Here is a 25,105-nt window from a genome sequence, read left to right as displayed (position 1 = left end):
ATATGGAAGGATTAATAGCACTTGCAGTGTTACTCGTAATCGTACTTATAGTACTGGTAAACTGCATCAAAATCGTGCCACAGGCACATGCAATGGTAATTGAGCGTTTGGGAGGATATCTCACCACATGGAGCGTAGGACTTCACCTCAAGGTGCCATTTATCGACAGAATAGCAAAGAAAGTCATCTTAAAGGAGCAGGTGGTAGATTTCCCGCCACAGCCTGTAATCACAAAGGATAATGTAACAATGCAGATAGACACTGTAGTATATTTCCAGATTACAGATCCAAAGCTTTACGCATACGGAGTAGAGAATCCAATCATGGCAATTGAGAACCTCACAGCCACAACACTTCGTAACATCATCGGAGACTTAGAGCTTGATGAGACACTTACCAGCCGTGAGACAATCAACACCAAGATGCGCGCAACACTCGATGTGGCAACAGATCCATGGGGCATCAAGGTAAACCGTGTCGAGCTCAAGAACATCATACCTCCAAAGGCCATCCAGGATGCCATGGAGAAGCAGATGAAGGCAGAGCGTGAGAGAAGAGAGGCCATTCTTCGTGCAGAGGGTGAGAAAAAATCAACAATCCTTGTTGCAGAGGGAAATAAAGAGTCAGTCATCCTCGATGCCGAGGCTGAAAAGCAGGCAGCCATCCTTCGCGCAGAGGCAAAGAAGGAGGCAACAATCCAGGAGGCAGCAGGTCAGGCAGAGGCTATCCTCAAGATACAGCAGGCCAATGCAGACGGACTTCGCATGTTAAAGGAGGCAAATCCGGATAACGCAGTGCTCCAGATAAAGAGCTTAGAGGCATTTGCCAAGGCAGCAGACGGCAAGGCTACAAAGATTATCATCCCATCAGAGATTCAGGGGATTGCAGGTCTTACAAAGTCAATTGCAGAAATAGCTGCGGATAAGACTGAGAAGTAATTATAGTTAATTAAAATGAATACCGGAAGATGAGAGCACACAAAAAGCATCGCATGTATCATATTAATATCAGATATATGCGGTGCTTTTTAGATTGCATAGAATTGTGCTTAGATTACACAGGATTGTCCTGAACTCCTGTAATTCCAAACTGATAAATATAGTACTAGGAATAATCCCCACAAAGTGGTATACTCTCTAGTAGGTATATCAATCGATACGGGTTGCACAAAGGTGTGATCGGTAACTTATAAATTTGTAGTACATTCTCGAAACCGCAACCGTTGCACTGGCAGCATCAGCGCAACGCACCGGGGATAAGGAGAGTAAAATGAAGAAAAAAATAAAATTCAAGGGCAGGCTGAAAAGCTACATGTGCTGGCCGCTATATCTGACGTTTGTGTGGATATGTGCTGACGGAATAGCACTGCGCTATGACAGAAGGCTTGGCTATGGCATGGTAGGCTTTACAGTGTTTTACTTTGCGCTCGTGCTGTTTTTGTATGTCAGAAGCAAGTCGGTCGTTGCAAATGAGCTGATAAGCTTTGCAACACAGTATTCATCGGTGCAGAAGAGGCTGCTTAATGAGTTTGAGGTGCCGTATGCCCTGCTTGAATACTCCGGCAAGATACTATGGGTAAATGACAAATTCGCAGAGCTAATGGGTGTGGATAAAAAATATCACAAATCCATCACGACACTTTTTCCGACAGTGACCAGAGAGCTTCTCACCAAGAGTGATGCGCCGACAGACTTCAAGATAGTAAATGAGGAGGAGGACAGCATAGTCCGTCTGTCCGTCAAGCGAATATATTTCAACTCTATCGCAGAGGAAAATGAGATAATCGACACAAATGAAGCAGACCAGTTTTTGACGGCGCTGTACGTATTTGATGAGTCGGAGCTTTATCACTGCAAGAAGGAAATCACAGAGCAGAAGCAGGTCTCAGCGCTTGTATATATTGACAACTATGATGAGGCGCTCGACAGCATAGAGGACGTAAAGAGGTCGCTGCTCGTTGCACTTATCGACAGGCGTGTAAACCAGTATTTTGCCAAGTATGACGGACTTGTCAGAAAGATAGAAAACGACAAATACTTCGTGGTGTTCAAGTACAAGTACCTTGACAGCATGAAGGAGGACAAGTTCAAGGTGCTCGACGAGGTCAAGGCTATAAAGGTCGGCAACGAGATGGCGGTCACACTCAGTATCGGAATCGGTATAAAGAGCGATAAGTATAATGAAAACTACGTATATGCGCGAAATGCCATAGACTTAGCCCTCGGACGAGGCGGTGATCAGGTAGTTATAAAGGATCACGACGATATCCTGTATTTTGGCGGCAAGTCAAAGCAGGTGGAGAGCAAGACAAGGGTAAAGGCGAGAGTCAAGGCACAGGCGCTTCAGGAAATCATTGAGACCTGTGAGAACGTGCTTATCATGGGCCACAGCATCACAGATGTAGACTCGCTTGGAGCAGGCATAGGTATATACTGTGCAGCCAAGAATCTCGACAAAAAGGCACAGATAGTCATAAATGATCCGACAAGCTCAGTAAGACCTCTTATGGAGACATTTTCAGAGGCAAAGGGCTACCCGGCGGATATGTTTATAAACAGCGAAGAAGCTCTTGAGATGGTGAGCAAGGATACGCTTGTCATGGTGGTGGACACCAACAGGCCAAGCTACACAGAGTGTCCTGAGCTCCTCAGAAAGACAGGAAAGATAGTCGTATTTGACCACCACAGACAAAGCAGCGAGATAATAGAGAATCCTATACTCTCATATATCGAGCCGTATGCATCAAGTGCGTGTGAGATGGTTGCAGAGGTATTGCAGTACTTCAACGACGGAGTCAAGATCAATGCGACAGAGGCCGACTGCATCTACGCAGGCATCCTCATCGATACCAACAACTTTATGACAAAGACAGGCGTGCGTACATTTGAGGCGGCAGCCTTTTTGAAGCGCTCAGGCGCAGAGGTAACACGCGTCAGAAAGATGCTTAGAAATGACATGGCATGCTACAAGGCAAGAGCCGAGGCAGTACGCCATGCAGAGGTATACAGGGGCTCGTTTGCCATATCGGTATGCCCTAGCGAGAATGTGGAGAGCCCGACAATCGTTGGTGCACAGGCAGCAAATGAGCTGCTCAATATCATAGGAATCAAGGCATCATTTGTGCTCACGGAGTACAATGACAAGATTTATATCAGCTCTCGTTCAATCGACGAGATAAATGTCCAGATAATCATGGAGAAGCTGGGCGGTGGCGGACACTTAAATGTGGCAGGCGCGCAGCTGACAGGCGTCACTATCGTGCAGGCGAAGCGCATGATACAGGATACACTGGACGAAATGCTAAAAGAAGGAGACATAGAAGAATGAAAGTAATCTTATTACAGGACGTAAAACCATTAGGCAAAAAAGGCGAGATAGTAAACGTAAGTGACGGCTACGCCAGAAACAATATCATACCTAAAAAGCTCGGAGTAGAGGCTACTCCAAAGAACCTAAATGACTTAAAGCTTCAGAATCAGCACGCTGACAAGGTGGCACAGGAAAACTACGAGAGTGCACTTGCACTCGCAAAGGTAGTAGAGAACACAAAGGTAGTAGTAAAGCTGCGCTCAGGAGAGGGCGGCAGGACCTTCGGCTCCATATCCACCAAGGAGATCTCGGCTGCAGCAAAGGAGCAGCATGGCTTAGAGCTCGATAAGAAAAAGATGCAGCTTAACGAGTCAATCAAGGCACTCGGAAACTATGAGGTGCCTGTCAAGCTTCATCCAAAGGTAACAGCAAACCTCACAGTATCAGTAGTTGAAGGATAGGAGGAATCCCCTTGGAAGAAGCATTAATCAAACGAATAATGCCAAACAGCCTTGAGGCAGAGCAGTCCGTGGTCGGCTCCATGATTATGAGCAAGGATGCCATAGTGACCGCCAGCGAGATGCTCCTTAAGGAGGATTTTTATCATCAGCAGTACGGCATCATATTTGAGACCATGGTTGAGCTCTTTACAGAGGGTCAGCCTGTAGATCTCGTCACACTCCAGAACCGTTTAAAGGAAAAGGATGTGCCGCAGGAAATACAAAGCCTTGACTTTGTGAGAACTCTCGTCACCAGTGTGCCGACCTCTGCCAACATCAAGTATTATGCCAATATCGTAAAGGAAAATGCCATAAAGCGAAAGCTCATCCATGTGACTGAGGACATAGAGAACGAGTGCTACGCCGGCAAAGAATCTCTCGAGAGCGTGCTCGACAAGACAGAGCACGATGTATTTGAACTGCTTTCCACAAGGCAGACAGGTGACTACGTGCCAATCCGTACTGTAGTCATGAATGCCCTCGAGAAAATCGAAAAAGCAGCACAGCAGGAGGGCACAGTAACAGGAATCCCGACAGGCTTCATAGACCTTGACTACAGGACAGCGGGACTTCAGCCGTCAGATCTCGTGCTTGTGGCAGCCCGTCCGTCAATGGGAAAGACAGCCTTCGTGCTCAACATAGCACAGCATGTGGCATTTCATGCACATCTGTGTACAGCCATATTCTCACTCGAGATGTCGAAGGAGCAGCTCGTAAACCGTCTGTTCTCACTCGAATCAAAGGTAGATGCGCAGGCACTGCGTACAGGAAATCTGTCTGATGCCGACTGGGAAAAGCTGGTCGAGGGAGCCGGAATCATCGGAGACTCCGAGCTCATCATAGACGACACTCCGGGTATCAGCATATCAGAGCTTCGAAGCAAGTGCCGTAAATACAAGCTCGAACACGACTTAAAGCTCATCATCATCGATTACCTGCAGCTCATGACAGGCTCAGGACGAGGCTCAGAATCGCGTCAGCAGGAAATCTCAGACATATCACGTTCGCTTAAGGCACTTGCCAGAGAGCTTTCAGTTCCTGTAGTGGCACTCTCCCAGCTATCACGAGCTGTAGAGCAGCGTCCGGACCACAGGCCTATGCTTTCTGATCTTCGAGAGTCAGGAGCTATCGAGCAGGATGCCGATGTCGTCATGTTCATCTATCGTGACGATTACTACAACAAGGACACCGAGCTCAAGGGTATCTCAGAGATCATCATCGCTAAACAGCGTAACGGTCCAATCGGCACCGTAAACCTTGCATGGCTGCCTGAGTACACGAAGTTTGCAAATCTGGAGCATTAAGACTAAAACACAAAAAGAATAAAGAGACAAGCCATCCCGGCTCACGTCATAGGATAAAGTTAAGTATCCCGATGTGGGCCGGGATTTTTCAAAATCTCTTTATACTTAAAAAGAGAAGAAAGCTATAAACTTTCCCGCAATTCATCCGATATATTCCTTAGAATAGGGTAAGAACAACAGTCAATTGCAACATATTTTCACACGGAGGTGTTATAGATGGCAATAGAGGCAATCAAGGGTGCAGGAATGGTCTATCAGGGAAGTACATCAACTGCACAGATAAAGGAACAGGCACAGGGAAGGACAGAGGTGTCCAGTGCGGACAATCAGGTCGTGTCTGACAGCATCGCAAGGAATATTCAGGCGATGAATACGAAGGAAGCAAGCGGTGATTCAGCCGGTGATGCCGGAGCGCAGGGACAGGCACAGGCTGCTGCACAAAAGCAGAATGAGAAGAATATGCAGCTTAAAAAGGCTGTGGATGATATCAACAAGAGCGCGTTGGCTGACCAGTCGGAGGCAGTGTTCGGCATCCATGAGAAGACTAACCGCGTGACAATAAAGATAATAGACAAAAAGACAAAAGAAGTCATCAAAGAGTTCCCGCCGGAGAAGACACTTGATATGATAGCGAAGGTCTGGGAGATGGCAGGACTCATGGTAGATGAGAAGAGATAGGAGGACATCATGGCAATCAGATTATCGGGAATGAATTCGGGCCTCGATACGGATTCAATTGTCAAAGCACTTGTATCAGGCTATACAACCAAGAAAGAAAAATATGAAAAAGCACAGACAAAGCTTGGCTGGAAGCAGGAATCCTGGAAGTCACTGAATACCAAGGTGTACAGTATGTACAGTAATATATCAAACCTGCGATTTTCAAGTGCCTACAACCTTAAAAAGACATCGGTTTCAGACATGACAAAGGCCACAGTTACAGCATCATCAACAGCTCCAAATGGCACGCAGTCGCTTAAAATAAAGGAGACCGCAAAGGCAGGCTCGCTCACAGGAGCACAGATAAATGCCTCAAGCTCAACGACCACACTGGCTCAGCTTGGCTATACAGGTGGAGATGCGCAGATAAATGTAAATACAGGCGGCACCACAAAGACTATCACGCTGAGCGCGACATCCACAATGTCAGACGTGGAGAAGCAGCTCAAGGAGACAGGACTTAATGCCAGCTATGACAGCAACTACAAGCGTTTTTACATAAGCTCAAAGGACACAGGTGTAGAGAATGACTTCACACTCACAGGAGCAAATGCCGCAGGAGCGAGCGCACTCTATAAGCTCGGAATCGCAGTGGGAGCATCGGCAGACGGAACCAGACCAAACCCATATGGAGAGTACGCAGGCCTGTCCGGTAAAAACAACGGAAACACACAGCAGAATATAGAAGACGCCAGAAACGCATATGTCACAGCAGCAGACAATGTTGCAAAGTACAATGCACAGAGCAGCAACCTACTCAATGCCATAACATATGGCAATGCTTATGCGGATGTTCAGGACTTTTATGCAGCACACAGCAGTGCAGACAAGACAAAGCTTGAAACACTTGCAAAGCTTGGCTCAGGAAGAGACTCAGCCGTCATAATGAAAAACAGTGATGACAGCTACACCACATACAGTCTGACAACTGCAAAAGACGCAAAGGGCAATGCGGTATACAAATCAGCAGACGGCAAGTACATCTCAGCAGAAGAGACATATACTGCCGACGGCAAAACATACAAGAAGGATTCCGATGGCAATTATATCAACGTAGCTGATGAAACAGATAAATACAGCGGAGATACAGCAAAGCTGACCAAAAACGTGGCATATCATGAGGTTACAGAAAAAATATCATACACATCCACAACCGGCGAGGGCGATGACGCCAAGGAAGTGTCATACACAAAGGTCGGAGACACTGATGAAAAGCTTCAGGATGCAGACGGAAAAGTATATACCAAGCGTGCAGACGGCAAATATTATGCAGACGGTGAACCGGATGATTCAAAAAACGGCATAACAATCAAATCAAAGGCAGATTACACATCCAAGAGAGAGCCGCTTATAAATGCGGAGGCTGCAAACACAGCCTATACAGCTCTCACAAATGGTATATCAGAGGCTGATCTGAACACATACACAGCAAACCTGTCAACAGTCACAGCCTTTGAATCATCAGAGGATACAGTGCTGAAAAAGGATGATGATTACACCATAAGCAAGCTCACAGAGGCTGTCCATAGTGCGTATGCGGACAACGGCGGAAAAGCCGGAGTGCAGGCACTTATATCAGGAACCGGCGCATATGCATCAGGCAGTGATGCAGTAGATAACAGCTACGCGGGCAGAGTGTCAGCGCTCACAACAGCAGCACAGACAGCACAGGAGACCGTAGACAAAAACAGCATCGTAAAGGATCTTGCAGCAATAAAGGACACAAATTCAGAGGAGTACAAAGCAGCCCTTTCAAAGCTGGTAGATGAAGTGGATGCAGCGTATGACCTGTCATCAAGCGCACAGTACAATACCGATGCCAGCAAGATAGACGGAAAAGACGCCGAAATTGAGTTAAATGGCGTGAAATACACCGGAGCCAGCAACAGCTTCAACATCAATGGACTGAACATTACAGCACTCTCAAAGACATCCGGCAATGATGAAATCAGCATCACCACAGCCACGGATACACAGGGCATTTATGACAAGATAAAGGACTTCCTGACAGAGTACAATAACGTCATAAACGAGATGACCAAGCTCTACAACGCAGCATCAGCAGGCAGCTATGAGCCGCTGACAGATGATGAAAAGGAAAACATGTCCGACAAAGAGATTGAGAAGTGGGAGCAGAAAATCAAGGATTCCCTGCTCAAAAACGATACAACTCTCAGCGGCGTAATGACAGCCATGCAGTCAGCCATGTCATCAGCAGTGGAGATAAACGGCAAGAAATACTCATTCTCAAGCTTCGGAATCCATACGCTTGGCTACCTCAATGCTGCAGACAATGAGCAGAACGCATACCATATCGACGGAGATGAGGATGACACCAACACCTCAGGCAACACAGATAAGCTCATGGCGGCAATCAATAATGACCTTGACAATGTCATGACATTTATGCAGCAAATCTCCAACAACCTCTACAAGGCAATTGGAGATAAGATGTCATCAACATCACTGAGCTCAGCGTTTACCATATACAACGACAAGCAGATGAGCACAGAGTACAGTAATTACACAAAGCTTATCAAGGAGTGGGAGACAAAGATATCAGACAAGGAAGACTATTACTATAAAAAGTTCTCCGCAATGGAGAGCTCGCTCGCCAAGCTCAACAGTACACAGAGCTCACTAAGCAGCTATTTCTCATAAAGAATAACCATACATGAGTCAGAATGTGTGAAATATATTGAAAATGTACATTTCAACAAGCAGTAAATGTACGAAATCAGGGAGGTAACAAATGTTACAAAGCAAAGGATACGCAGTATATGCAAACAGCAAGGTTCAGACAGCATCGCCAGCGGAGCTGACACTCATGCTCTACGAGGCAGCCATCAAGTTCTGCAACATAGCAGAGATGGCTATAGAGAAAAATGACATACAGAAAGCACACGATAATATCAAAAAGGTAGAGGCAATCATCGAAGAATTTCAGGCCACCCTGAATCACAAATATCCGGTAGCAAAGGATTTCGACAAGGTATATACATACCTCATGCAGAGACTGGTTGAGGCAAATATCAAGAAAGATACAAAGATACTCGATGAAGTGCTTGAGCACCTGCGTACCATGAGAGATGCATGGAAAGAGGTCATGCGTGTCACTTGCAACGGAAGCAAGGTAGGCGTGTCGTAAAACAAAAAATAATAACGATAAAAGACAAAAAGGCTATTGCAAAGTTATGGAGCTTGGCAATAGCCTTTTTGAAAGGAGAACACCATGGAACAGACATACATCGCAATAATGATACAAAGCCTGGAGAAAAAAGAGCAGGTACTTGACAAAATAATAGAGCTTGACACGGTACAGAAAAACCAGCTTGAAGACCCAAACCTCACACCGGACGATTTTGATGATGTTGTAGAGCAGAAATCAAAGCTAATAGAGCAGTTAGACAACCTGGACAGTGGCTTTGAAAAGCTCTTTGAGCGCGTAAAAGAAGAGCTTGAAGGCAACAAAGAGACATACAAAGAAGAAATCCGCATCATGCAGGATCATATCCGTAAAATCACAGACAAGAGCGTGAAAATCCAAAGCCAGGAAGCCAGAAACAAAGCCCTTATGACAAACAAATTCAACGGAATAAAAAAACAGGCCAGACAAGTGCGAAAGGGCGCAAATGTGGCCAGCAAATATTATCAGTCAATGACAAAGACAGGATATGTAGATCCACAGTTCATGGATAATAAAAAGTGAAAATGGGTGGATGGAATTGACAAATGCTGTAAAATCAATGCGTCAAAAGAAAATTTAAAAAAATTTAAAAGAGGTATAAAGTATCGAAAGACTCGTCCGATATATATAACAAGTAAGCAAAGTATTACTTGGTAGCAAGCCAAACGAAGCGTACGGTCGGGCGGCAAACTACAATGATAAAACAGATTGAAGCATGGACGCTTCACTTAATTCAAGGAGGAAACAAATATGGTAGTACAGCACAATATGGCTGCGTCAAACGCAAACAGACAGTTAGGAATCAGCACAAACACACTTAGCAAATCAACAGAGAAGTTATCTTCTGGTTATAGAATCAACCGTGCAGCAGATGATGCAGCAGGTCTCTCAATTTCAGAGAAGATGAGAAGCCAGATCAGAGGTCTTAACAAAGCTTCTTCAAATGCTCAGGATGGTATTTCAGCTATCCAGACAGCTGAGGGTGCTTTAAATGAAGCTCACTCAATTCTTCAGAGAATGAACGAGCTTGCAACACAGTCTGCAAATGATACAAATACAACAGCTGATAGAACTGCAGTCCAGAGTGAAGTTAATGCATTAACAAATGAACTTTCACGTATTGCTTCTACATCACAGTTCAATACTCAGAATCTTCTTGATGGAACATTTACTGGCAAGAACCTTCAGGTTGGGGCATTAGAGAATCAGAAGATTACAATCAGTATCGGAACTATGAATGCAAAAGCACTTGGTGTTGGTTCGTTAGATGTTAAATCATTTACTAAAGCTGGATCTGCTATGACATTAATCCAGAAAGCAATCTCAAAAGTTTCTGGACAGAGATCAGATCTCGGAGCACTGCAGAATCGTCTTGAGCATACAGTAAATAATCTTGATAACATTTCTGAGAATACTCAGACTGCTGAGTCTCGTATCCGTGATACAGATATGGCTTCAGAGATGGTACAGTACTCTGCTACTTCTATCATCCAGCAGGCTGGTCAGTCAATGCTTGCTCAGGCTAATAGCCAGACACAGGGTGTACTTTCACTCATCCAGTAATTGATGGAATAATGTATACCAATATTTATAAAGCCACTCACTTTGAGTGGCTTTATTATTTATACGAGGATACTAATATGTTGAATAGAATACAGAAAACTATAAATATAATTGATGATTATATAGATACGATGTATAAAGACTATGGTGATGGGATAAAAAAGCTTCCTGAAATAGTTAAAGAAATACAGGAAATGATGGTAGAGTTCCTGAATAAAATTGGATATTACAATCAACATGGAGAAAATATACAGACAGATGTAATTTTGTTACAGTTAGAAAATCTATTAGATGCAATTGATTTGAAAGATCCAATACAAATTGTTGATACGCTTGAATATGAAATAAAAGAAAGCTTTGTGGTATATAAAGAACTGGTGTATAAATATGGAGAATAATCTAGAATTAAAATATAATAAATTGATATACAACTATCCATACTTAAAAGAAATAGTTTCAGATTGTGATGAAAGCGATGTCTGTACAGCAAAATCGCTGGATGAAAAAATAATATATGGGATAGTGAAAAATGGTCATACATACTATCTTGATAGCAAGTATAGCGTGGATAATGAGTGTGAGCATATACTTAGGTCAAGTAAGGCAGAAAAAAATCCATTTGCAGTTTTTATAATTTTTGGGTTGGGAAATGGAATGTTGGTTCGCAAGATTAGAGAAAGATTTCCTGATAATTACATTTATGTTCATGAACCATCTGAAAAAATTTTCCATAAATTCATGGAAACCGTAGAAGACATAGATTTTATTATAGATGAGCATGTGGTTATAACTGTAGGTGAAAAAACAAGAGGAGCCAGAATAGAAGTATTGCATGAGATGGTAGATATTAATAATTTTTACATTACAGATGTAATTTGTATGCCACAATATAGAAATCTTATGATTGACGATTATCTTCTTTTCTTGAATGATTTTTACGCAAGAATTGAACAGATTATCATGCAGAAAAATACGGATATTGCATTTAATGGAGAGCATATCGAGAATTTCTGGCACAATATATTAGATTTAATTGATCAATATGGTGTAAAAGATTTAATAAAAAATATAGAAAACGAAAATAAAGAGGGATATCCGGCATTTATAGTATCTGCTGGACCATCACTTGATAAAAATATAGATATGTTAAAGGAGGTCAAAGGAAGAGGAATGATAATGGCAGTTGATACAGCAATAAAGCCATTATTAAAAAAAGGTATAGTACCTGATATTGTTGCTTCTGTTGATCCACATAAACCTCTGGAATTGTTTCAATATAGAGGAACAGAAAACCTTCCTATGCTGGTTGACATAAATTATAATTCGAAGATTGATTTGCTACATAATGGTAAGAGATTTTATACATGGAGTGGTGAACCATTTGTGAAAGAGTTTTTGGAGAAAATGGGTATTGACCTTGGAGTGATTGAAAGCGGGGGATCTGTAGCTTGTAATTTGTTTTCACTTGCTATAATGTCAAAATTTGAAACTATTGTTTTGATAGGGCAGGATTTGGCTTATCCTAATAAAAAAGGGCATTCTTCAGCTTCTTATGATAGCGAGAGTAATATTGATATAGAAAGTGGTAAGTACTTTAAAGTAGAAGATATATATGGAAATCATGTTTACACAGAAGGAAACATGAATGCATATAGGAAATGGTTTGAAGCAACTATATCAAGAAATCCTAGTATAAGATTTATTGATGCCACAGAAGGTGGTGCGAAAATAAAGGGGACAGAAATAATGACACTTAGCAGTGCGATTAATGAGTGCTGTAATAAGTTATCAGAAAAGAAATGGATTAAAATTGTAAATGACTGTCCAAAGCTAATGAATAAAGAACAAAGAAAACAGGCAATTGAAATACTTGGAAAGATGCCACAGAACTTAGAATATTTGAAGGAAATGTTGGATGATGGAATGGAAACGATAGAAAGGATAAGAAATAATAAGGGAGAGCTAGAAAATGACGAGATTAAAAAAAATATTCAGGAGATAATGGAAATTAACTCTGTGCTACAGGATAGTCTTGAAGCAAAAATATTGGGAATGTATAATGCTGAAACTGGATATACAGTAGCAATGTCTGCATATAGAGTTAAAGAAGATATCAAAAGTGATGTGGATGATATAGTAAAAATGTGTGAAATGTCATATAAAGGATACTTACAGGCAATTGAAAATATGCAGGTTGATTATAATAACTACATTGATTTAACAAAGTTAAACTAAAATATTAACTTTTATAGTATAATGTCGATATATAATAATATAAGAGATTCATGAAGAATCGTTAAGGTGCATGGAGGCATAAATTTATATCGGATGAATTATTATGCCACTCGGACTATGTACGTTCGGGTGGCTTTTTATTTATGAAGGTATTCCAAGCATTGATAGAAAATATCAGGAGGAAATATTTCATGTTAAATGGAAAGTCGATTTTGGTAACAGGGGGAACAGGTTCATTTGGACATCAGTTTGTTAGTTATGTGTTGGAGCATTATGAGCCTAAGAAAATAATAATATATTCAAGAGACGAATATAAGCAGTTCGTAATGCAGAATGAATATAAGAAACATCCACAGGCTGATAAGCTGCGTTTCTTTATAGGAGATGTAAGGGATAAAGAAAGACTTTACAGAGCTTTCGATGGTGTGGATTATGTGGTACATGCAGCAGCATTAAAGCAGGTTCCATCATGCGAGTACAATCCGATGGAAGCTGTTAAGACAAATATCAATGGTGCTATGAATATAGTGGATGCAGCATTAGATTGTGGGGTAAAGCGTGTTGTTGCTCTTTCGACTGACAAGGCGGTTAATCCAATTAATCTTTATGGAGGTACAAAACTTGTTTCTGATAAGCTGTTTATTGCAGCAAATGCATATGCAGGGGAAAAGGACGTCAATTTTTCAATCGTCAGATATGGTAATGTAGCAGGAAGCAGAGGCTCAGTTATTCCATTTTTCAGAAATATAGTTGCTAATGGTGGTACTTCTCTTCCAATAACAGACTATAGGATGACAAGATTCTGGATAAGCCTTGAGCAGGGAGTAGAACTTGTGATTAAGGCATTGTCAGAGGCAAAAGGAGGAGAGACTTTTATCTCAAAGATTCCTTCATTTAAGATAACAGATTTGGCACAAGCTATATTACCGGGATGCGAGATGCCGGAGGTTGGTATACGTGAAGGAGAGAAACTTCATGAAATAATGGTTACAAGAGAAGACTCAATGCTCACATATGAATATGATAAGCACTTCATCGTATATCCACATTTTGATTGGTGGGATACTAATAAGATACAGGTTGGAGGGAAAAAAGTAGAGCAGGGATTTGAATATAGTTCGGGGACAAATACCCAGTGGCTCAGTGTTGATGAGATTAAAACACTGTTAAAAACGGGCAAAATGTAATAGGTATACCGAAGCTTTGGTTAGATGCTAAGAAATTTTATTTTAACCAATTTTTTATGGACTGAAATGATAAGGCGGGAATTCCATAATCAGATAAATATGTCTCCATGTCAGCAATAACGGAGGGAGTAGTATGAGTAATATGAGTAATATTGCAATTATAACAGCTAGAGGTGGTTCAAAACGAATCCCTAAAAAAAATATAAAAGAATTTTGTGGTAGACCAATTATTGCATATAGTATTGAGGCTGCTTTGAAGAGCAAATGTTTTGATGAAGTGATGGTGTCAACAGACAGTGAAGAGATAGCAGAGATAGCCAAAAAATATGGAGCAAAAGTACCGTTTTTGCGTAGTGCTGAAACATCAAATGATTTTGCAACTACAAGAGATGTGTTGTTAGAAGTGTTATCCGAATATAATAAGATGGGTAAGTGTTTCGATAATATGGTGTGCCTATATCCAACAGCTCCATTTATTACGGCTGAAAAATTGAGAAGGGTATTGGTATCAATGAAGAAGAAACATGCATCCTTAGTTATACCAGTCGTGAGATTTTCGTATCCTCCGCAAAGGGCTTATGTTCTAAAGGATGGTTTTATGAAATTTAAATGGGAAGAATATAGAAATTCTAGATCCCAGGATTTAGAACCCTTTTTTCATGATGCTGGTCAGTTTTATTGTTATAACATAAAGGATTATTTGGCTTGTAATGGAGTGATTACTGATAAAATTGTGCCGATTGAATTACCTGAATTAGAGGTTCAGGATATTGATAATGAGCAAGACTGGATTATAGCGGAAATGAAGTATAAGCTCATGAAAGGGGAAACAAAATGTCAAAATATATAGAGGTAAATGGGAGAAGGATAGGTGAGGGGTATCCCGCCTATATTATTGCTGAGATGTCTGCAAATCATTTACAGGATTATGAAAGAGCTAAGAAAATTATTTCGGCGGCTAAGAAAGCAGGAGCTGATGCAATAAAACTCCAATCATATCGTCCTGATACAATTACTATAGATTGTCAGGGGGAAGAATTCATGGCAACCAAGGGAAGTCTTTGGGAAGGACAAAATCTTTATCAGCTATATGAAAAAGCATATATGCCATGGGAGTGGCATGAGGGACTCTTTAAATATGCAAGGAAAATAGGAATTGAAATTTTTTCATCCCCATTTGATTTTACAGCTGTTGATTTACTCGAAAGTCTAGATGTGCCGGTTTATAAGATTGCATCATACGAAATTTTGGATATCCCTCTTATCAAACGCTGTGCTAGCCTTGGAAAACCTATAATACTTTCTACTGGCATTGCAACATTAGCAGATATAGAGAGGGCGGTTGAAGCATGTAAATCTGTTGGAAATAATGACATTGCGATTTTGAAATGTGTATCGCAATATCCAGCTCCATATAAGGATTTGAACCTTAGGACAATACCACATATGGCAGAGACATTCGACTGCATTACGGGACTTTCTGATCATTCAATGGGGTCTGCAGTTGATGTCTGTGCTGTTTCAATAGGGGCTCATATAATTGAAAAACATATGACCCTACGACGTTCGGATGGTGGACCTGATGGTGCTTTTTCAATGGAACCTGAAGAATTTGCTGCTATGGTTGAAGATATCCATAATGTAGAAAATGCTTTAGGTGTGGTAACTTATAATTTAACTGAAGTTCAAAAAAATGGCAAGAAACATGCTAGATCTCTTTATGTAGTTAGTGATATTAAAGCAGGAGAGACTTTTACAAAAGATAATGTGAAATCCATTCGCCCAGGGTGTGGTCTTAGTACTTGGTATTATGATGAAATAATAGGGAAAAAAGCTATGGTTGATATCAAGAAAGGAACTGCAATGGCATGGAAATATGTAAAAAAATAATGAAGGAATAGGATATGTTTTTTATAAGAGTTGACAGTAATCAAACCATATCTGGTGGACATATTATGCGATGTCTAGCCATAGCCAAAGCATTGATTATAAATGGCAAAGATGTAACTTTCCTTATTGCCGATGATAATCCTGTAGAAGTATTAAAACAAAATAGAGTATCATATGTTATTTTGAATTCAGACTGGCAAGATCTTATGTCTGATTTGGAGCAGACAATAAAAGTTCTTTCACAGGAAAATGACCCTTATCTTCTTATAGATACGTATTGTATTACTAAGGAATATGTTGAAGGTTTAAAAGCCTATGCGAAAGTCGGCTATCTTGGGAGTAAATCCGAATATTTAGGCAATTTGGATTTTTTGATAAATTATAGTTCTTACATTGACTACAATTATTACAAAAATAACTATTTTAATGGAACAAAACTTTTACTCGGCATATCTTATGCACCGTTGAGGGATGAATTTCAAAATCAAGAACCTCATTATAGAGAGCAAGTAAGAAATATACTTATAACTACTGGAAATACAGATAATGATGGAATGGTTGGATTATTACTAGATAGATTAAGATATCTTTTGAAAGAAAAAAATATAATTGCGAATGTTATTATAGGCAGGATGTTTAATAACAAAGAACTTCTTCATGTAAAGTATGATGATAATTCTAATGTTAAACTATATGAAAATGTATCGTCGATGTCAACAATCATGAGAAATTGTGACCTAGCCATATCGGCTAATGGTACGACAATTTATGAATTATCCGCAATGGCTATACCTACAATATCTTTTGCTATGGTAGAAGAACAGGTTAAAAGCGCAGAAGGTCTTGATGCACTTAGGGTTATTGATTATTGTGGTACTTCATATACAGATGTAAATAAATGCGTCAAAGCTATTATAGATAAGGCTTTATATTATATTGAAAATTATGATAATCGGATAAGACTTGCGCAAAATGCACACAACTTAATTGATGGCAACGGATGCCAAAAGATTATTGATGAATTATTTTAGAAAACTTATTCTTATAAAGGAGAAGAAGCTAATGAATATTTTAATTATAGGGGCATCAAGTTTCATTGGTGCTTATCAAGTTGAACAATTGATTAATACACCTGATTTTGTGGGGGGAGTAGTCGGAACGGGGAGAAATCCTCGATTTAGGGATTATTATGAAAGTATCGGTGTGCCTTATTATAATATTGATGTATGTGATTATGATTCTTTTAAGGTTTTAGATCAGTATGATTTTGATGCTGCCGTTTTATTCGCTACAATGATGCCTTCAAACATTCCTAAAGATGATGATTCGGATGATACAGCAGAATACTATAAAGTTAATGTACTGGGGACATTAAATGCACTAGAATATTGTAGGACTCGAGGCATAAATAAATTGATTTCATTCGGTACGCGTTTCGACTGCAGACTCTATGATTCTAATACGGTAATTACAGAGGAAACACCGCTAAATTATTCGTTAACCGATGATCATGCTGCATTTGTGATGTCAAATAACGCAAAATGGGATGTCATGAGATACTACAATGAAAAATATGAGATGAACAATATATACTTTAGAATACCAACAATTTTTGGGGTTGGACCACATGGGAGTTTTTATAAGGATGGAATTTATAGAAAATCTGGCATACAAATTTTTATAGATAAAGCGGCAGCAGGTGAACCAATAGAGGTATATGGAAGCACGGATACTACAAAAGATTTACTTTATGTAAAAGATTTAAATATCGGTGTTTTAAACGCATTAAAGATTCCAACATCTAAAGGCTTTTATAATATAGGATATGAACAGAATTTCCGTTTGATAGATATAGTAAAAGCAATTATTGAGGTCTTTTCAAACGACAATAACATTTCAACTGTTATACAGCGTCCAGATATTCCTAATAATGGAAGTTTTCCTTTAATGGATATAACTAAACTCAAGAAGGATATTGGGTTCGAACCGCATTATTCAAACATTGTAGATATGATGGAAGATTATAAATGTGAACTTGAAAGGGGGCTTTACACTAGACTTTTTAATGTTTATTAATAATCTTTAATACTTCATATAAGATGTTAGAGGGGAAATTCCTATTTCTGGAGGTTTTCTTGCGGCGAATAATCTGAGTTGAAAAATAAAGATAAAGCTGCGAAATATATAAGGAGATATAGCGTATGAAGTCAATATTTATTCTTGGAGCTAGTAGGCTACAAGTTCCGGCAATAAAAAAAGCGAAAGAAAAGGGAATGTATGTCTACGCTTTGGACTATGATTCAAATGCGGTTGGCATTTCCCTTGCAGATAAATTTTTAGAAATAAGTACAATAGATAAAGAGGCAGTATACAAAGCTGCTCTAGAATATGAGCCAGATTACATTATTACATCAACAAGCGATATGCCTGTTAGAACAGTAGTTTGGGTTAATGAAAAGCTTGGAAAAGCGACAGATATTTCGTATGATGGCGCTATTTGCGCAACAAACAAAGTTGCAATGCGCAAACTGATGAAAGAGAAAGGCGTTCCCATTCCTTCTTTTTATGAGATTCGTAGCTATGAAGAATTTTTGAATGTCATACCGAAAATGGAGGATATGTTTATATTGAAGCCAGCGGACAATGCAGCAAGTAGGGGAGTGATTTTAGTTAATAAAAATGATAAACCTGATTATGAGGAATTATATCTATATTGTGAGCATTATTCACGTAGTGGTTCGATACTTGTTGAGGAATTTATGACTGGTCCAGAGGTCAGCGTCGAGTCATATTCGATAGATGGAGTTCCTCATATCATAACAATTACGGATAAAATGGTTACGGATGTACCTTATTTTGTTGAATTAGGGCACACAGAACCATGCAAATTGCCACAAGTTGCACAAGAGGATATTAAGAAAGTAGCGACCGCTGCTATTAATGCTATAGGCATGTTAAATGGTCCCACTCACACGGAAATCAAAGTTACGCCTAACGGAGCGAAGCTTGTGGAAATTGCTGCACGACTTGGCGGTGATTTTATAACATCTAAGCTTGTGCCATTATCTACTGGGGTGGATATGATTGAATGTTATTTTGCTTCTTTATTAGGAGAAAGAGTACCTCTAGAGAAAAAGTTCCAAAAAAGTTCAGCTATTCGTTTTATTCAAGGGAAAGACGGAATATTAAAGCAAATAAATGGAATAGAAAAAGTAAAGGACATAGATGGTGTTGTAGAGATAGAAATTTATAAAAATATTGGTGAAAGGGTTTGTAAGGCTCATAGTAGTAATGACAGATTGGGACATATAATTATAGTTGGAGACACAGCAGATGAAGTTGAAAAAGTTGCAAATAAAGCAATTAGTGAAATTGAGATTATTGTAGAATAGTTACTGGATTCGTCTAGCACGATATAAATTTAATTTTATCCTTAATCTGTGAAGTTAAGTTGTTTTTTAAGGAATAGAGTTTCATTAAATCTTTCCAGTTTCAAACGTGCAGAACTCGTCCTTACCTGTTATACACGAAATGAGTCATTGATATAAGTAAGCTCTTTATCAAGGTCTCTACCAAGGTTTGTATATTTCTTTTCAATGCGTTTTCCGTTGCGTTTTGATTTGACAAGTTTGGCATATTCTACACTATTTCTTACATCATATGCTATATACATTTAAATGCCTTTTGTGGCTAGAAATAGCTTCTACCATATCTAACATTTAATTTTAAAAAGTAATAAAATCAGGCTATAAATATAGCAAAATCAAAGGCTTAAGGCAAGTTTGTAGTCAGAAAATAATGGCGCGGTTCGGAAAGTATGTCGGGAATTATAGATTAATAATTCAAACCTCGCACTTGAATAAGTGCCTACGCACTTTGAAAATTCAATAATAACTGGCAAAAAAATAGCATGAAACCATCAGGTTTTGGTATAATTGAGTTGTTCAGAAACAATCATACTTCCAAAGGCTCATGCTATGAATAAAAGTATAACACAAGCGACTCAAAATGATAAGCAGATTTCAAATTCTATCAAAAAAATTTCACGAGATTCCATGTTTCCTCAGCTTTGAAAGCCTCATATGCCTACAAAAAGAAAGGCGTTCCTATAATGGAAATCTTCCAGTATCTGTTCCTTCTGATCTTTTCTAACAGAAGCATGTATATGAATCTGATCACAGAACGGAACACTCTTGCTTTTGCAAAGGATATGGTGTATCGTTTTATGAAGATGATTCAGATCAACTGGATCCGTTTCACAACAATACTTTCAGATAACATTGAACTTTCAGACGAAAAAATCAACAAATTGGAGAGTGCATTTATGAATACACTTCCAGTTATGTTGAAAATACGACTGCAAGCTACATAAAGTATGAACATTGACAACTGAATAACTGCCAGATATTGAATTTTCAAGGTGCATAGCTAAAATTTATGTGCGAAGTTTGAGTTAATAATCCGAATTAGTTGCATCATATTGGAGAAATAAATATTATAAGAATCTTTTCAATAAGCCAGGGATAGGCTATAATATCTTTAGCTTATTTTTTATAGGGAGTGTAGATATATGATACCATACGGAAAACAAACAATAGATCAAGATGACATTCAGGCAGTTGTAGATGTCCTCCAATCAGATTCCCTTACAACAGGACCAAAGATTGCAGAATTTGAGCAGACTGTGGCTGATTATGTTGGAGCTAAATATGCAGTTGCCATTTCAAACGGCACATCTGCTCTTCATGCAGCTTGCTTTGCGGCAGGGATTGGACCGGGAGATGAGGTTATTACCACACCGCTTACGTTTGCAGCATCTGCAAACTGTGTACTGTATTGTGGCGGTACACCTGTATTTGCTGATGTTGATCCGAAGACTTACAATATAGACCCAGAGGATATTCAAAGAAAGATTACTGACAGGACAAAGGCAATCATAGCTGTTCATTTAGCTGGTCAGCCTTGTGATATGGATGCTATACACAGCATTGCGCGTGAGCATGGACTTATTGTAATCGAGGACGGAGCGCATGCACTTGGCTCTGTTTACAAGGGCAAGAAGGTAGGTAGTATGTCTGATATGACTACATTCAGCTTCCATCCGGTGAAGCCGATTACCACAGGCGAGGGTGGTATGATAGTCACTGACAATGAGGACTTTTATAAAAAGATGATTCTTTTCCGCAGTCATGGCATTACAAGAGATGATTCTATGATGACAAGGAATGATGGACCGTGGTTTTATCAGCAGTTTGATTTGGGCTACAATTACAGGATAACTGATATCCAGTGTGCCTTAGGCTGTAGTCAGATGAAGAAGCTGGACAGATTTTTAGCACGCCGAAAGGAAATTGTTGCACATTATAATGAGGCCTTTGCGGATTGTGACAATATTATCACACCTTATCAGCTTTCGGATACGGAAAGTGGTTGGCATCTGTACATAGTTCAGGTGAAAAATTGTGATAGAAGACAGGTTTTTGAGAAAATGCGTGAAAAGGGAATCGGAGTGAATGTACATTATATTCCTGTTTATATGCATCCGTATTATCAGGAGCATGGATATGAGAATGTGCATTGTGCTAATGCGGAGGAGATTTATTCTCATATTATTAGTCTGCCTTTGTATCCGGGATTGACATCTGAGCAGCAGGATTATGTTATTGATACCTTGAAGAGTTTGTGCGAGGAATAGAATGATGGATATAAAGTTATTCTATAATAATCAGCAGAGTATTAAGCTTTCTTATGAGATAGTCGAGAGCTTTAGAAAACAGAATTTCTACATTGCAACAAGCAAGCTGATAAAACTGCTTGGGAATTTAGATACTGTTGCCGGATATATATTTTCACAGGAAGATTTTAAGGAGCTGGCAGATGAGCTGCAGCTTATTTTGCCGGCATTACTTGACGCACAGGACAATTGTGATTATTTTTTACAGGCGGATATTATAGAAGGTGATTTGCTGCCTTTATTGCAGAAGATTCAGATTGCTTTTCAGGAACGTGACTTGGTTCAGGTTCCTGATTTTTTTGAGAGAAATATGATAGCTTTAAAACAATATGATTTTTCTTTATATAGGGTGTTGGATAAAGAAAACGAGGATGAGGGAAAGAACTCCTTGTTGTCTGATAAGCTTACATTAAGTCTGGCAATTAATGGACAGCCTACCGCTCAGGCTTTTGCAAATGGACAGTCGTTTTATCTCCACAGCTCTGTTAATCCTGAGAGGGAAGCAAGGCTTTTGGCAGATAGTTTAAAGCAGGCAGAGGAGTATATGGTTTTTGGAATGGAGCTTGGATACCATGTGCTGGAGCTTTTGAACAGACATCAGTCGGCAAGGGTGCATGTATTTGAGAGCAATATCTATTTGCTTCATATGGCATTTACATATATTGACTGGACAACGTATATTGCAAACGGCAGGATGCGAGTGGTTTATAACGATGACCTGAAGCAGCTTGTCAGCGAGCTTAGCGGGCGGTTTGCAGAAATGAAAAATGCAGAGTTATTAGTACATTATCCTGCCATCAAAATGATAGAAGACGCACAAACCAGACAGTTGCTTGAAGATTTCTTTGTTACAACGAGCAGCATGAGAGAACAAGGTGGTTTGCTTGATTCTAACTTTGAGGTGATTTCCAAATTGAATTTACCGGAGTGTGGTGAATTGAAAGATATATTCAAAGATAAAGCAGTGGTGATAGTGGGAGCAGGTCCATCGGTTGATTCACAGTTGACTTCAATAAAAAAATGTAGAGATAAAATAACCGTATTTGCTACAGGTCATATCACAAGAAAGCTTGTCAATGAAGGAATTATTCCGGATGCAGTTATCATAACAGATCCACAGCCGCTTATGTATAAACAAATTGATGGAGTGAACCTGAAGAATATTCCTATGATTCTCCTTTCAACGGCTTCATCATCAGTAATTGATTATTATAATGGTCCAATCTATGTGGCATATCAAAGTGGATATGTTCACGCAGAGATAAAAGCAGAAGAGATTGGTGCAACACTTTTTGAGACAGGTGGTTCCGTGACCACAACGGCATTGGACATTGCTCTGCGTTTTGGAGCAAGAAAAATTATTTTTGTGGGTGTTGATTTAGCCTATACTGGCGGTTATTCTCATGCTTCGGGCGAGGGACGCAGGATAGAGAATACAGATGGATTGCGTCATATTAGAAGCAATACAGGTGGGATGGTGTATACTAGCAAAAATTTGGACATTTACAGGAAATGGATAGAGCGAAGGCTTGAAGGAGTTAGGGATACAGAAGTTTATAATACAGGAGATGGAGCTGAGATTAAGGGAACTGTTTTGGTGAAGGACTTTATGAGCTTGAGATTGTGATGAAAAAGGCCGGATGTATCCGGGAGAATATTGCTCAATATGTCTGAAAAGGAGATAATAAGAAACATATTGTGTGCAGCTCATCCATAAAATAACACGCATAAAACTGGCAAGCTATCAGCGAACACTAATTATTCTTGCGTAAGCGCTCAATATTCCAACGCTAGATTTTAATTAACGCTTGCATCATCTTTGCTAGATGCAAGCGTTTTACTACATTTTAATTTTTGCAAACATTTTGAACTTCTTCGCTCCACGGAGTCAAAGTCTCAAGCTGTTCATCTGAAATGTCTTCACTTGGACGATGCTCCAAAAGATATGTCAGGTATTTATAAATGTTAAGCTCATTGGCCTTTGCCATCTCGACCATTGTGTAGACCAGTGCACTGGCAGTGGCACCTTTTGGAGTTGCGCTAAACAGCCAGTTTTTCCTTCCAACTGTAAATGGACGTATGGCATTTTCACTTAGATTATTGGAAAAACTGCAGTGTCCATCCTCAAGATATGTCATCAACGTATATTTCCGGTTTTGGGCATACTTCACCGCTGTCTCGAAACGGCTTCCCTTACGTGGCTTCTGCTCGTCAAGCCAGCTCCAGAACGCGTCGAGTATCGGTTTTTCTTTTTCAAGACGATAGGCTTTTCTCTGCTCAAATGTGTGATTCTTGTTCTGTGATCTGCGCTCATACTCAAAAAGCTTTGAACAGAACTGGACTCCCTGTACTGCCGGATTGCTGTAATCATACTGCTTTCCTTTTGGAACCGCATCAATGAAGTATCTTCTTGTATGCGCCCAGCAGGAGCAGCGCCTGATACCAGGGAGATTATTATAGCCCTGATAACCATCCGTTTCCAGGTATCCGTCCGAAAAACCATCAAGGAAATCAACTGCATTGTATCTTGCCCTTGTTTCAGTGTAATGGTAAAGGACGATAGGTGGCAGTCCATCTTCACCAGAGCGGAACAGCCACATGAAAGAATCAGTTTCGGGATTTCTTTCAGGCTCCTTCAGTACCTGTATTCGTGTCTCATCTGCCATCAGATATTTCCTGAGAAGCAGCTGCCTGTGAAGATAATCATATATCGGTTTGAAATAATTATCCGCACAATATATGATCCAGTTGGCAAGTGTTGCCCTGGTAAAATCCACTCCAAGCTGATGCCAGTCCTGTTACTGACGGTACAGTGGCATTGCATTTGCGAACTTCTGATACATTACCCAGGCAACAGCTGATCCCGAAGCATAGCTGTTTGGAATAAGCGCCTCCGGGACAGCAGCCTTTACAAACTTTATATTTTCTTCCATTGCATCTGCTGTAGAGCATGCCGGACATTTGTATGTCTCACGGTAAATGTTTACAACTTCACCTTTTGCAGGGGTAAAACGGAATTCATGCCGTACAAACTCTTTGCCTATAGGTTCAAGGGCAGCACCACACTCATCACAGACTCTCTCATCTTCAGGAAGTGAAATAATCTCATCACGAGATGGAACTCCTTTAAAAAGTTCCTCAAGAGTACGTTTTTTCTTGCGTGTATGCTCAGGAACCTTAATAACAGGTGCCTTAAGATCAATATCAGCTTCCTGCTCAGTTTCATCAAACAGATTTAACTGGCCTTCCACATCTTTCATCTTTTCACTTGATGTGCCGAACAGTTTCTTTGTAAGATAATCAACCTGTGCCAGAAGATTCTGTATCTGCTCACGGTCAGCTTCATGATCCTTCTTTAATGACTGAATCAGTTCCGTCTGGGCTGCAATGGTTGTATTCAGTTGGCTGATAAGATCCTTCTGCTCAAGAAGTTTTGAGTCTTTTGCACTTACTACCATGTGATTTTCTGCTCCTTT

At 40.0% G+C, this 25,105-nt stretch carries 19 protein-coding genes and 2 pseudogenes; 20 read left to right on the top strand and 1 reads right to left on the bottom strand.

Translation table 11 applies throughout. The annotated features are described in order from the left end of the window. The first annotated feature begins 2 nt into the window (after nucleotides 1-2). From EUBREC_RS14620 to EUBREC_RS14525, 20 genes and pseudogenes are all read left to right on the top strand, one after another. Nucleotides 3-938 carry an SPFH domain-containing protein gene (locus tag EUBREC_RS14620; protein WP_012744015.1) on the top strand — a complete coding sequence of 312 codons (936 nt, stop codon included), beginning with the start codon at nucleotides 3-5 and terminating at the stop codon, nucleotides 936-938. Between the two features lie 331 nt (nucleotides 939-1,269). Further along, nucleotides 1,270-3,327, top strand: a complete 2,058-nt coding sequence (locus EUBREC_RS14615) for a DHH family phosphoesterase (protein WP_012744014.1) — start codon at nucleotides 1,270-1,272, stop codon at nucleotides 3,325-3,327. Beyond that, on the top strand, nucleotides 3,324-3,770 hold the full coding sequence (rplI, locus tag EUBREC_RS14610) for a 50S ribosomal protein L9 (protein WP_012744013.1): 447 nt from the start codon (nucleotides 3,324-3,326) through the stop codon (nucleotides 3,768-3,770). The genes EUBREC_RS14615 and rplI overlap by 4 nt, the downstream gene beginning before the upstream one ends. 11 nt (nucleotides 3,771-3,781) lie before the next feature. Next, nucleotides 3,782-5,113: a replicative DNA helicase gene (gene dnaB / locus EUBREC_RS14605; RefSeq protein ID WP_041254280.1), complete on the top strand. Its 1,332-nt coding sequence runs from the start codon at nucleotides 3,782-3,784 to the stop codon at nucleotides 5,111-5,113. 216 nt (nucleotides 5,114-5,329) lie between these two features. Beyond that, nucleotides 5,330-5,791 carry a flagellar protein FlaG gene (locus EUBREC_RS14600; protein ID WP_012744011.1) on the top strand — a complete coding sequence of 154 codons (462 nt, stop codon included), beginning with the start codon at nucleotides 5,330-5,332 and terminating at the stop codon, nucleotides 5,789-5,791. Between the two features lie 9 nt (nucleotides 5,792-5,800). Beyond that, nucleotides 5,801-8,494, top strand: a complete 2,694-nt coding sequence (gene fliD, locus EUBREC_RS14595; protein ID WP_012744010.1) for a flagellar filament capping protein FliD — start codon at nucleotides 5,801-5,803, stop codon at nucleotides 8,492-8,494. A gap of 91 nt (nucleotides 8,495-8,585) precedes the next feature. Then, nucleotides 8,586-8,981, top strand: a complete 396-nt coding sequence (fliS, locus tag EUBREC_RS14590; RefSeq protein WP_012744009.1) for a flagellar export chaperone FliS — start codon at nucleotides 8,586-8,588, stop codon at nucleotides 8,979-8,981. Between the two features lie 84 nt (nucleotides 8,982-9,065). After that, nucleotides 9,066-9,542: a hypothetical protein gene (locus EUBREC_RS14585; protein ID WP_012744008.1), complete on the top strand. Its 477-nt coding sequence runs from the start codon at nucleotides 9,066-9,068 to the stop codon at nucleotides 9,540-9,542. A 228-nt stretch (nucleotides 9,543-9,770) separates the two neighbouring features. After that, nucleotides 9,771-10,583 carry a flagellin N-terminal helical domain-containing protein gene (locus EUBREC_RS14580; RefSeq protein ID WP_012744006.1) on the top strand — a complete coding sequence of 271 codons (813 nt, stop codon included), beginning with the start codon at nucleotides 9,771-9,773 and terminating at the stop codon, nucleotides 10,581-10,583. 77 nt (nucleotides 10,584-10,660) lie between these two features. Further along, the gene (locus tag EUBREC_RS14575; protein WP_041254278.1) at nucleotides 10,661-10,981 is read left to right on the top strand and encodes a hypothetical protein; all 321 of its coding nucleotides are present in this window, start codon (nucleotides 10,661-10,663) and stop codon (nucleotides 10,979-10,981) included. Continuing rightward, nucleotides 10,971-12,818 (top strand): motility associated factor glycosyltransferase family protein, encoded by a 1,848-nt coding sequence (locus EUBREC_RS14570; protein WP_012744004.1) that lies wholly within the window; start codon nucleotides 10,971-10,973, stop codon nucleotides 12,816-12,818. Before EUBREC_RS14575 ends, EUBREC_RS14570 begins: the two co-directional genes overlap by 11 nt. Before the next feature lie 191 nt (nucleotides 12,819-13,009). Next, complete coding sequence (pseB, locus tag EUBREC_RS14565; protein ID WP_041254277.1) at nucleotides 13,010-14,005, top strand: UDP-N-acetylglucosamine 4,6-dehydratase (inverting); 996 nt, start codon at nucleotides 13,010-13,012, stop codon at nucleotides 14,003-14,005. A 133-nt stretch (nucleotides 14,006-14,138) separates the two neighbouring features. Further along, the gene (gene pseF / locus EUBREC_RS14560) at nucleotides 14,139-14,855 is read left to right on the top strand and encodes a pseudaminic acid cytidylyltransferase (protein WP_012744002.1); all 717 of its coding nucleotides are present in this window, start codon (nucleotides 14,139-14,141) and stop codon (nucleotides 14,853-14,855) included. Then, nucleotides 14,840-15,895, top strand: coding sequence for a pseudaminic acid synthase (gene pseI / locus EUBREC_RS14555; protein WP_012744001.1), 1,056 nt, complete (start codon nucleotides 14,840-14,842; stop codon nucleotides 15,893-15,895). Before pseF ends, pseI begins: the two co-directional genes overlap by 16 nt. A 14-nt stretch (nucleotides 15,896-15,909) precedes the next feature. Then, nucleotides 15,910-16,926: a UDP-2,4-diacetamido-2,4,6-trideoxy-beta-L-altropyranose hydrolase gene (pseG, locus tag EUBREC_RS14550; RefSeq protein WP_012744000.1), complete on the top strand. Its 1,017-nt coding sequence runs from the start codon at nucleotides 15,910-15,912 to the stop codon at nucleotides 16,924-16,926. A 31-nt stretch (nucleotides 16,927-16,957) separates the two neighbouring features. Next, complete coding sequence (locus EUBREC_RS14545; protein ID WP_109257416.1) at nucleotides 16,958-17,971, top strand: NAD-dependent epimerase/dehydratase family protein; 1,014 nt, start codon at nucleotides 16,958-16,960, stop codon at nucleotides 17,969-17,971. A 125-nt stretch (nucleotides 17,972-18,096) separates the two neighbouring features. Further along, nucleotides 18,097-19,287 (top strand): ATP-grasp domain-containing protein, encoded by a 1,191-nt coding sequence (locus EUBREC_RS14540; RefSeq protein WP_012743998.1) that lies wholly within the window; start codon nucleotides 18,097-18,099, stop codon nucleotides 19,285-19,287. 585 nt (nucleotides 19,288-19,872) lie between these two features. After that, nucleotides 19,873-20,177 (top strand): annotated as a pseudogene (locus EUBREC_RS18470) (IS4 family transposase); the annotation flags it as partial. Between the two features lie 288 nt (nucleotides 20,178-20,465). Continuing rightward, nucleotides 20,466-21,590, top strand: coding sequence for a UDP-4-amino-4,6-dideoxy-N-acetyl-beta-L-altrosamine transaminase (gene pseC, locus EUBREC_RS14530; RefSeq protein WP_012743994.1), 1,125 nt, complete (start codon nucleotides 20,466-20,468; stop codon nucleotides 21,588-21,590). Between the two features lies 1 nt (nucleotide 21,591). Continuing rightward, the gene (locus EUBREC_RS14525; protein ID WP_012743993.1) at nucleotides 21,592-23,256 is read left to right on the top strand and encodes a motility associated factor glycosyltransferase family protein; all 1,665 of its coding nucleotides are present in this window, start codon (nucleotides 21,592-21,594) and stop codon (nucleotides 23,254-23,256) included. Nucleotides 23,257-23,476: 220 nt separating this feature from the next. Here EUBREC_RS14525 and tnpC read toward each other — a convergent pair. Beyond that, nucleotides 23,477-25,087: pseudogene (gene tnpC / locus EUBREC_RS14520) on the bottom strand (IS66 family transposase). Nucleotides 25,088-25,105 lie beyond the last annotated feature (18 nt).

Source organism: Agathobacter rectalis ATCC 33656 (genome assembly GCF_000020605.1).
Lineage (GTDB): Bacteria > Bacillota > Clostridia > Lachnospirales > Lachnospiraceae > Roseburia > Roseburia rectalis.
This window is presented reverse-complemented; position numbering and strand designations above follow the sequence as displayed.